Source organism: Nocardioides sp., assembly GCF_036374615.1.
Taxonomy (GTDB): Bacteria; Actinomycetota; Actinomycetes; order Propionibacteriales; family Nocardioidaceae; genus Nocardioides.
In genome coordinates this window covers 22,132-32,122 of the sequence record NZ_DASUTK010000041.1, presented here as the reverse complement: position 1 = coordinate 32,122, position 9,991 = coordinate 22,132, and the positions used below count along the sequence as shown (strand labels likewise).

Below are 9,991 nucleotides of genomic sequence, written 5' to 3'. Positions count from 1 at the left end.
CAGGCCGAGGGCCTCCAGCTGGGCGGCGCGGCGGGGGGAACCGGTGCCGACGCGGCTGCCGTGCGGCAGCTCGCCGAGGGTCAGGCCGTCGCGGGCGACGACCACGTCGCGCGGGTCCTCGCGAGGTGGTACGGCGGCGAGTGCGATCCCGTCGCAGGGGTAGGTCGGGATGTCCTTGAGCGAGTGGACGGCCAGATCCACCCGGCCGTCGAGGAGTGCGTCGCGCAGCGCGCTGACGAAGACACCGGTGCCGCCGAGCTGCGCGATCGGCGTGTCGGACACGTCGCCGTCGGTCGTGACCTCGACCAGCTCGACGTCGCGTCCGAGCCGCTCGCGGACCAGGTCGGCGACCAGGGCCGACTGCGTGGTGGCGAGGACGGACCGGCGGGTGCCGAGCCGGAGGGTGGACGCGGTCATGTCACCGCCTCCCCGGACGGGCGGGTGACGGCGTCGACCGCGTCGGGATCGAGCGCGAACAGCTCGGCCAGGGCAGCGGCGTACGAGACCGCACCGGCCTCGTTCACCAGCTCCTTGACGCGGACCGTCGGATGGTGGAGCAGCTTGTCGGCGATCCGGCGCAGCGACTGCTGGACCTCGGCCAGCTCGGCCTCGTCGAGGTCGGGCATCCGGGCCGCGAGCCGCGCCATCTCGGCCTCGACCACGTCGGTGGCCATCGAGCGCAGCGCGACGACGGTCGGCGTGACGCTCGCCTGGCGGCGCGCGGTCAGGAACGCGGCGATCTCCTCGCCGACGATCCGCCGCACGCCGTCGATCTCGCGCCCCGCGTCGGTGTCGCGCAGCCGCTCCGCCAGGTCAGCCAGGCCCACGAGGGTGACGCCCGGCAGCTGCCGCACGGCTGGGTCGACGTCGTGCGGCAGGGCGAGGTCGGCGATCGCGAGCGGCCGACCGTCCTGGCGCGCCGCGACCACCTGCTCGACACCGATCAGCACTCCGGCAGCGCCGGTGCACGCGATGAGGACGTCGGCACGGGCGAGCTCGTCCGCGAGCTTGTCGAGCGGGGCGGCGCGGACGCCGTACTCCGAGGCCAGCCGCTCCGCGTTGGCGACGGTGCGGTTGACGACCACCACCTCCGCACCGTGCCGGGCGGTCGTCGCTGCCGCGAGCGAGGCCATGCCTCCGGCACCGAGCACCACCACCTGCAGCCCGTCGACGCCGCCCGGAAGCAGCCAGGCCAGGGCCTCGCTCACCAGCGTCGGCGCGGCCTGGTCGATCCCGGTCTCGGCGCGCGAGCGCTTGCCCACGCGCAACGCCTGCTGGAACAGCAGGTTGAGGGCGGACCCGACGGTGCCCTGCTCCTGACCGGTCCGCAGTGCGGCACGGGTCTGGCCGAGGATCTGGCCCTCGCCGACCGCCATGGAGTCGAGACCGGCGGCGACGTGGAAGAGGTGGGAGACCGCGCCGTCCTCGTAGTGCACGTAGAGGTGCGGCAGCATCGACTCGGTCGGTTCACCGGCGCGCTCCACGAGCAACCGGGAGACGTCCTCGACCGATCCGTGGAAGCGGTCGACCTCGGCGTAGATCTCCAGCCGGTTGCACGTCGCGATCACGGCGGCCTCGGCGACGTGCTCACAGGTGGTCACGTCGGCGAGCAGCTTCGCAACCCCGTCGCTGTCGAGCGCGAGCCGCTCGAGCACCGCGACCGGTGCGGACTTGTGGGAGATGCCGACGACCAGGACGCTCATGATGCGTGCTCCTGACCCGGCTGCTCGTGACCGCTCTTGCGCTGCTCGTGGTAGGCGAGGATCTGCAGCTCGATCGACAGGTCGACCTTGCGGACGTCGACGCCGTCCGGCACGGCGAGCACTGTCGGGGCGAAGTTGAGGATGCTCGTGATGCCGCAGGCCACCATCCGGTCGGCGACGTCCTGGGCGGCCAGCGCGGGGGTGGCGATGACGCCGATCGCGACGCTGTGCTCGGCGGCGATCGCCTCCAGGTCGTCGAAGGGCCGTACGTCGACGCCGGCCACGACCTCGTCCTGCCGACCGGGGTCGGCGTCGAGCAGCGCCACCACCCGGAAGCCGCGACTGCGGAACCCGGAGTAGTTCGCGAGCGCGTGCCCGAGGTTTCCGATACCGACGATGACGACCGGCCAGTCCTGGGTGACACCGATCTCGCGCGCGATCTGGTAGCGCAGGTAGTCCACGTCGTACCCGACGCCGCGGGTGCCGTAGCTGCCGAGGTAGGAGAGGTCCTTGCGGAGCTTGGCGCTGTTGACGCCGGCCGCCTGCGCGAGCTCCTCGCTGGAGCAGGTGGTCGTGCCCGTCTCGGCCAGGCTCACGAGGGCTCGCAGGTACACGGGCAACCGGGCGACCGTGGCCTCGGGAATGTCCCGAGCGGTCTCGGTGGAGGTCCGTGCTGAGGTCACTGCTCTCCGCTTTCCAGCCACGCGCCTGGTCTGGTCTCCGGGGCCGGTTTCGAACCCGGTCGGCGACGCGGCGACATCAATGTAGGAGTTTGTGAACGCGGGAACAAATCGAGTGCACGAGAAGGACGACGCGGTGGCTAGCACATGTGGGACTCCGCACACCGACCGGGTGCGCTCCCAGCGTCCGAGCCGCCCGTGTCAGACGGTCAACGCGGCGCGCAGCCGGCTCTCGTCGACCCGCCAGAAGTCGTGCTGCCTGCCGTCGACGAAGGTCACGGGGACCTCCTCGCCGTACCGGCGCTGCAGTTCCTCGTCGGCGTCGATGTCGACCTCCTCGTAGCGCTCACCGAGCTCTGCGCAGACCCGCTCGATCACGACGCGGGCGTCGTCGCAGAGGTGGCAGCCCGGGCGGCTGTAGAGCGTGATGCGCGCTGCCACGCCGTTACTCCAGGATGCCGAGCGCGCGGCGGCGCTCCAGCCCCCGCAGCCGGCCCTTCTGGACCTTGCCGGTGACGGTCAGCGGTAGCTCGTCGACGACCTCGACCCGGCTCGGTCGCTTGAAGCCGGCGAGCCGCTCCTCGCACCGGGCCCGTACGGCGGCCTCGACGGCAGCCGGTTCGGCACCGGGGGCCCGGACGTAGGCGACCACGGCCTCCCCGGTCTGCTCGTCCTCGGCGCCGATGACTGCCACCTCCTCGACGCCGTCGACCTCGCGGATGACGTCCTCGACCTCGATCGGGTAGACGTTGAAGCCGGACACGATGACGAGCTCCTTGACCCGGTCGACCAGGAACAGGTCGCCGCTGGGGTCGAGGAAGCCGACGTCCCCGGTGGACCACCAGCCGTCGACTCCGGGGGCTTCGTCGCCGTCGGGCCAGTAGCCGCTGAAGAGGTTGGCGCCACATACCTGGATCTCGCCGGGGTCCTCGCCCTCGGGCGGGTGCCCGCGGTCGTCGACCAGCCGGAGCTCGATGCCGGGGAGCGCGGCTCCCACCGAGCCGTGGTGCGGCGTCCTCGAGCACAAGGTGCTGGTGACGACGGGTGCCGCCTCCGTGAGGCCGTACCCCTGGTGCAGCTCGATGCCGGTGGCCGCTCCGAACTCCTCGATCGCCGAGGCGGCGAGCGGGGCCGAGCCCGAGAGCACCAGTCGGACCGAGGCCAGCCGCTCCCTCAGGTTCGAGACCGAGCGCCAGTGGGCGAAGACGGGGGGCGCGACCGGGACGACCGTGCAGCTCTCGGCGGTGATGAGGTCGAGCGTCGCCTCGGGCTCGAACCGCTCCGTCAGCACCAGCGTGCAGCCGTGGCGGGCGACCCCGCCGAGGACGGCATTGAGGCCGTAGACATGGAACAGCGGCAGCACGCCGAGGACGATGTCGTCGGCCCGCATCATCGGTGGCTCGACGGCCGCGACCTGCTCGACGTTGGCCAGCAGGGCGCGGTGGGTGAGCATGGCGGCACGCGGCCGGCCCGACGTACCGCTCGTGTAGAGGAGAGCCGCGAGCTTCTCGGGGTCCTGCAGGGGCGGTACGTCGCGGGGCTCCACAGCCAGCAGCTCGTCGAAGCCGAGCTCGCCGTCGGCGGGCGGCTCGTCGAGGGCGACGACCCGGGTCGCCACCGCCCGCTGCACCAGGTCGGGGTCGAGAGCTCCCGGCTCACCGTCGCGCGCACGATCCACCACTGCCACGGCCTCGCGCAGCGCCGCCAGGGTGGTCGAGTCGCCGATCGCCAGCCGGGCCCCGGAGTCGGCGATCATCCGCGCGAGCTCGTGGGGCGTGGACGTGGGGTTCACGGGGACGGAGACCGCCTGCGCCCGCAGCGTGCCGAGGTACGCCGTGACGAACTCGACCCGGTTGCCGAGAGCGACCAGCACCCGCTGCCCGGCCACCACGCCGGCACCGCCGATCCCGGTCGCGACCCGGGCTACGAGCTCCTCCAGCTCGGCCCACGTGAGGCGGCGCGCACCCGCCACCAGCGCGACCGCGTCGGGCCGCTCGGCGGCCGCGCGGGCGACCAGCGCGGAGACGTCGGGCTGCCCGGACATGGCGGCGATCCTCGCACACGTGATGGGTTCCCGCCGGAGGTCTACGATTCCCGTCCATGACCCCGGAGAGGCCGCGCCGCCCCCAGAACCTGCAGCTGCGCTCGGTTCTCGCGGGTGAGGCTGCCGCGGCGGCCGCCGAGGTCGAGACCGCTCTCAGCACTCCGGCCGACTCGACGTCGGCCGCCTTCTTCGACGTCGACAACACCGTCATGCAGGGCGCCAGCATCTTCCACCTGGCCCGCGGCCTCCACCGCCGGCAGTTCTTCACGACCCGCGAGATCCTGGGAGCGGCGTGGAAGCAGGCGTACTTCCGGGTCGTGGGGGTCGAGGACCCCGACCACGTGGCGGACGCACGCAGCTCGGCACTCGGCTTCATCGAGGGGCACACGGTCGCCGAGCTCGAGGAGCTGGGCGAGGAGATCTTCGACGAGGCGATGGCGCACCGGATCTGGCCGGGTACCCGGGCCCTCGCACAGCTTCACCTCGACCAGGGGCAGCGGGTCTGGCTCGTGACCGCGGCGCCGGTGGAGATCGCCCAGATCATCGCGCGCCGACTCGGGCTCACCGGAGCGATGGGCACCGTCGCGGAGCACGTGGACGGCGTCTACACCGGCCGCCTGGTCGGTGACCTGCTGCACGGGCCCGCGAAGGCGGAGGCGGTCAAGGCGCTTGCGGAGCAGGAGGGTCTCGATCTCAGCCGCTGCTCGGCGTACTCCGACTCCTACAACGACCTGCCGATGCTGACGCTCGTCGGCGACCCGTGCGCCATCAACCCCGACTCCCGGCTACGTGCCCACGCCCGAGCCGAGGGATGGCGGATCCGCGACTACCGGACCGGCCGGAAGGCGGCCCGGACCGGGCTGGTGCTGGGGGCCGCTGCGGGAGCGTTCAGCGGCGCGGTGGCGGCCGGGGTCGCGCTGCGTCGCCGGCGCTGAGGGGGCTGCAGGTTTCCCCGCTCAAGCGGGGAAACCGGCACCTCGCGGGCGAAACTTCACTCGCTGAGCGCGAGACTCGCCCAGCAGGTTCGGCGCCAAGGCATCTGCGCGAGCAGTGGACCAGGCGCTGTGGCGTGGCCCACGTCGACCGGTCGAGCCCTTCCCAGCCGTTGGAGCGCGCACCTACCATGACAGCTGGCAACGGGTGCCGGGAGGGTCGACATCGATACACAGCGTGACGCCGAGCTCGTGCGGCGGGGGCTGGACTCCCTCCGCGCGGCCGTCGCAGCGGTCATCTGCGACCACCGCGCCCTGGCCGTCGCCGGGCCCGGCCCGGTCGTGCTGTGGTCCGAGGCCACCGTCTCCCACGGCACGGGTGGGTCCCCACCGCCGGACGACTCGGCCTACGCCGCGTCATCGGAGGACGACGAGGCCGACCGCACCCGGCTGATCGCGCTGGTCGACCTCGCGCGCGGCGGCGACAAGGACGCCTTCGGCCTCCTCTACGACCACTACCAGGCCTCCGTCTACCGCTTCCTCTTCTACCGCACCCGTTCCACGCAGCTGGCCGAGGACCTCACGTCGGAGACGTTCTTCCGGGCGCTGCGGTCGATGAGCGGATTCCGGTGGCAGGGCAAGGACTTCGGCGCCTGGCTGATGACCATCGCCCGCAACCTGTGCACCGACCACTTCAAGGCCGGCCGGACCCGCCTCGAGCAGACCACCGAGGACATGTCGGCGCACGACGACGCCACCGAGGGTCCGGAGTCGGCCGTGCTGGCCTCCCTGACGAACGAGCTGCTCATGCAGGCGCTCACCGAGCTGCCCGACGAGCAGCGCGACTGTCTCATCATGCGGTTCCTACAGGGCCTGAGCATCGCCGAGACCGCGGCGGTCCTCGGCCGCAGCGACGGTGCGGTGAAGCAGCTCCAGCTGCGCGGCGTCCGCAACCTGGCGAAGCTGATGCCGGAGGGGGTGCGGGACGCGTGAGAAGCTACTCATCGGTCACCTCCGTCACAGCCGTAACTTCCCGCGAGGGCGGGTCGTTGAGGTCTGCGACCGGGGGCCAGTGGGGCCCGCTGGCAGCTGACACGACAGGACGTCCTCGATGAGCCCGGTGCTCGCGTCGCGGCGGCGCGCGGAGGAGTTCAACACCCTCGTCGAGTCCTCGACCGGGGCGATGCACTCGCGGTACGCCGATGCCATCGAGCTCGTGGAGCAGCTGCGCGCGCTGGAGCCCCCAGCACCCCGAGCCGACTTCACCGCGGCACTGCGTGAGCAGCTGATGGAGGCGGCCGACACCCTGCTGCTCCCGGCTCCCGACAGCGCTCGCGACACGGCCGCCGATGCCGCGGCCGCCGCCCGGCTGACGCTGCCGCCGCGGCGGACCGCCCGCGACCGCCGGATCGCGGCCGCTGTCGGCGTGGTCGCCATCGTCGGCGCCAGTACCTCGATCGCGGTCGCTGCGCAGACGGCACTGCCCGGTGAGATGCTCTACCCCGTCAAGCGGCTGCTCGAGACCGCCGAGACCGGCGTCCACCTCAGTGACGGCGGCAAGGGTGCCGCGCTCCTCTCCAACGCGTCCGACCGGCTGGCTGAGGCCACCGCGCTCAGTCGGACCAGCGACCTCGACGAGTCCGACAGGATCGCCTCGACCCTGACGACGTTCAGCGAGCAGGCCGTCGAGGCCAGCGACCTGTTGCTCGACGACTACGCCGCCAACGGCGACCGCTCGTCGATCGAGACCCTCAACGAGTTCACGGTCAGCAGCATGGCGACGCTGACGCAGCTCGAAGCAGTCCTGCCACCGGGTGCTCGCGACGAGCTGAAGCAGGCGGCCGAGGTCCTGGTCGAGATCGACTCGGCAGCCTCGTCGGCCTGTCCGGCGTGCCGGGGCGGGATCGACCAGATCCCGGCCCTGTTGCTGTCGATCGCCCAGCTGCCGGATCCGACGACGACGGTTCCACCGGGGATCGACGAACGACTCGGCGACGGCCGGCAGTCCGCCATCGAGAAGGGGGACGGCACGGCCAGCGATCCGCAGGACTCCTCTGACGGGACCGGTCCGATCAAGATCCCTGACCTTCCCTCGGTCGACAACGGTGCCGAGGAGGAGGACCCGACCGGCCCGATCGACGGCCTGCTCGACGGCCTCACGGGCCAGGGAGACAAGAACGCCTCCAACGGCGGCGCGGGTGGCAAAGGTGGTAAGGACGGCAAGAACCCTGACGGGGGCGGGAACCTGATCGACGACACGGTCGGTGCCGTCGGGGACGTCCTCGACCTGCTCGACGACCCGCTCGCGCCCTGACTCTGCCGCGCGCCGGAGGTCCTGCGGTCAGCGCCGGGGGTTGACCCCGAACACCGAGTCGCGCCGCATCAGCAGCGAGTACAGCGACTGCTGGATCGTCTCGCGCACCTGATCGGTGACGTTGAACACGAGCATCGGGTCGTCCACGGCCCCGTCGTCGAACTCGTCGGTCCGGATCGGCTCGCCGAACTCCATCAGCCACTTCGACGGCAGCGGTACGAGTCCGAGCGGCCCCAGCCACGGGAAGAACGGCGTGATCGGGATGTAGGGGACTCCCAGCAGCCGGGCGAGGGACGGCAGGTTCCCGACCAGCGGGTAGATCTCCTCTGCTCCCACCACGGACAACGGAATGATCGGCACCTGGGTGCGCAACGCGGCCGAGACGAACCCGCCACGGCCGAACCGCTGGAGCTTGTAGCGCTCGGCGTACGGCTTGCCGATCCCCTTGAACCCCTCGGGCCAGACGCCGACCAGCTCGCCGCCGGCGAGCATCCGCTCGGCGTCCTCGTTGCAGGCCAGGGTGGCGCCGCTCTTGCGAGCCATCGAGCTGACCACCGGCAACCGGAACACCAGGTCCGCGCCGAGCGGCCGCAGGTGCCGGCCGGTGGCGTCATGGACGGTGTACATCGTCATCAGCCCGTCCACCGGCAGCGTGCCGGAGTGGTTGGAGACGACGAGCGCCCCGCCCTCGGTGGGGATGTTGTCAGCGCCGATCACGTCGATCCGGAACCACCTCTCGGCGATCGGGCGCAGCGCCGCCAGCAGGAACCGGTCGGTCACCTCGAGGTCGAAGCCGTACTCGTCGACGGTGTACTCGCCGGTGAGGCGCCGCCGCAGGAAGGCGAGGAACCGTGCGAGTTGCGGCTCCCAGTCCTCACCGAAGACCTCCTTCGCCGCGAACTGGAAGGCCCCGATCCACTCCGCGGGAGTGATGCCACCCAGCGGTGCCCGCTCGGTGACGGTCGCGGGTGCCGGTGCGGCGGCAGCTTCCGGCTGCGACTCGGACGCCGGCGTCTGCTGCGGCGGGAGCGCCTTCCGCGGCGGCTGCGCCTTCCGCGGCGGGGGCGCCTTGCGCGGCGGAGGCCGCGGAGCCTCCGTCGACGGCTCTGCCCCCGACCCCGCCTCGGCCGGGGTGCTCTCCGCCCGGGGCGAACGCTTGCGCCCACCCGCGAGCCCGCGCGCGGCGGACGAGGGCCGGGCGGTGCCGCTGCCCCGACCCGGCCGGCCGCGGGTACCGATCGGGATGATCTCGGCGTCACCCACGGGGCGCTCCGGTGGGCTCGGGCAGCCCGGTCTCCACGAGTTCCGCGGCGCGGTCGATCAACCGGACGGCGTACCCGCCGGTGGGCGTGAGAGCGCGACCGAAGTCCTCGAGTGCCTCCGCCGTCGTGTGGCGCGGGTGGAAGCCGAGCTCCTCGCGCATCCGCGTGGTGTCGATCCCGCGGCCGTAGGTCAGGAGCCCGAGCTGCTCGGGCGAGAAGTCGGCGAGCCGGGCCTGCCGCAGGGTCGAGCCGAGGCTGCCCACGGCGAACCCCGGCAGCTTCACGCTCGGACGCTGCAGCCGACGGATCGCCTGCGACAGCAGGATCACGCCGTCGCCGGCGACGTTGAACGTGCCGGTGGGAGCGTCGTGGACCGCCAACGTCATCACGTCGAAGAGGTCGTCCTCGTGAAGGAACTGCAGCCGCGGGTCGAACCCGAGCACGGTGGGGATGACCGGCATCCGGAAGTACGACGTGAGCGGGCTCTGCACATGAGGACCCATCACGTTGGCGCACCGCAGGAGGGTGACGCGGACGTCCGGGCGGCGCCGGGCGAAGCCGCGCACGTAGGACTCAACCTCGGCCGCGTCCTTCGCGTAGCCGGAGCGGGGTGCCCGGCGCGGTTCCATCTCCTCGGTGAACATCGCGGGGTCGCGGCTGCTCGCGCCGTACACGGTAGAGGTCGACTTCACCACCAGCCGCTTCAGTCCGGGAGCGCGCTGCGCGGCGGCGAGGAGCTGCATCGTCCCGATGACGTTGAGCTCCTTCATGGTGTGCCGGCCGCCGGCGCTGCCCGGGGTGGCGATCACGCTCATGTGGACGACCGTGTCGACGTCCTCCTTGGCGATCACCTTGGCGATCACCGGGTTGCGGATGTCGGCGCGGACGAACGAGACGTCGCCCATGTCGCCTCGTGGCGGCACGGCGTCGACCCCGATGACGCGCGCCACGCCCTCGGAGGCGGCCAGAGCCCGGGCGTACCGACGGCCGAGGTCGCGTGAGACCCCGGTGACCAGGACGACCATGCCGTCGGCGCTCATGACCCGGCGGGGGAGG

At 72.2% G+C, this 9,991-nt stretch carries 9 protein-coding genes and 1 pseudogene; 3 read left to right on the top strand and 7 right to left on the bottom strand.

Annotation, left to right across the window (positions count from 1 at the left end; translation table 11 throughout):
* The 5 genes and pseudogenes from VFZ39_RS03560 to VFZ39_RS03540 all read right to left on the bottom strand — a co-directional run.
* A pseudogene (locus VFZ39_RS03560) lies at positions 1-417 on the bottom strand (hydroxymethylbilane synthase); the annotation flags it as partial.
* Positions 414-1,703, bottom strand: a complete 1,290-nt coding sequence (locus VFZ39_RS03555; RefSeq protein WP_330864345.1) for a glutamyl-tRNA reductase — start codon at positions 1,701-1,703, stop codon at positions 414-416. The pseudogene VFZ39_RS03560 and the gene VFZ39_RS03555, both read right to left, overlap by 4 nt.
* Positions 1,700-2,386: a redox-sensing transcriptional repressor Rex gene (locus tag VFZ39_RS03550; protein ID WP_330864344.1), complete on the bottom strand. Its 687-nt coding sequence runs from the start codon at positions 2,384-2,386 to the stop codon at positions 1,700-1,702. The genes VFZ39_RS03555 and VFZ39_RS03550 overlap by 4 nt, the downstream gene beginning before the upstream one ends.
* A gap of 198 nt (positions 2,387-2,584) precedes the next feature.
* A complete protein-coding gene (locus tag VFZ39_RS03545; RefSeq protein ID WP_330864343.1) occupies positions 2,585-2,824 on the bottom strand; it encodes a glutaredoxin family protein in 240 nt (79 codons plus the stop codon).
* A 4-nt stretch (positions 2,825-2,828) separates the two neighbouring features.
* The gene (locus VFZ39_RS03540; RefSeq protein ID WP_330864342.1) at positions 2,829-4,427 is read right to left on the bottom strand and encodes a class I adenylate-forming enzyme family protein; all 1,599 of its coding nucleotides are present in this window, start codon (positions 4,425-4,427) and stop codon (positions 2,829-2,831) included.
* A gap of 56 nt (positions 4,428-4,483) precedes the next feature.
* Here VFZ39_RS03540 and VFZ39_RS03535 point away from each other — a divergent pair, with 56 nt between their 5' ends.
* The 3 genes from VFZ39_RS03535 (at position 4,484) to VFZ39_RS03525 (ending at position 7,673) form a co-directional block, all read left to right on the top strand.
* Positions 4,484-5,362, top strand: coding sequence for an HAD family hydrolase (locus VFZ39_RS03535; RefSeq protein ID WP_330864341.1), 879 nt, complete (start codon positions 4,484-4,486; stop codon positions 5,360-5,362).
* Positions 5,363-5,611: 249 nt separating this feature from the next.
* Complete coding sequence (locus VFZ39_RS03530) at positions 5,612-6,352, top strand: sigma-70 family RNA polymerase sigma factor (protein ID WP_330864340.1); 741 nt, start codon at positions 5,612-5,614, stop codon at positions 6,350-6,352.
* Between the two features lie 118 nt (positions 6,353-6,470).
* Positions 6,471-7,673: a DUF5667 domain-containing protein gene (locus tag VFZ39_RS03525; RefSeq protein WP_330864339.1), complete on the top strand. Its 1,203-nt coding sequence runs from the start codon at positions 6,471-6,473 to the stop codon at positions 7,671-7,673.
* A 27-nt stretch (positions 7,674-7,700) separates the two neighbouring features.
* On the opposite strand, the gene VFZ39_RS03520 is transcribed toward VFZ39_RS03525, so the two are convergent.
* Both VFZ39_RS03520 and VFZ39_RS03515 read right to left on the bottom strand, forming a co-directional pair.
* A complete protein-coding gene (locus VFZ39_RS03520) occupies positions 7,701-8,936 on the bottom strand; it encodes a lysophospholipid acyltransferase family protein (RefSeq protein ID WP_330864338.1) in 1,236 nt (411 codons plus the stop codon).
* Positions 8,929-9,975: an SDR family oxidoreductase gene (locus VFZ39_RS03515; RefSeq protein WP_330864337.1), complete on the bottom strand. Its 1,047-nt coding sequence runs from the start codon at positions 9,973-9,975 to the stop codon at positions 8,929-8,931. The genes VFZ39_RS03520 and VFZ39_RS03515 overlap by 8 nt, the downstream gene beginning before the upstream one ends.
* Between the last annotated feature and the right edge of the window lie 16 nt (positions 9,976-9,991).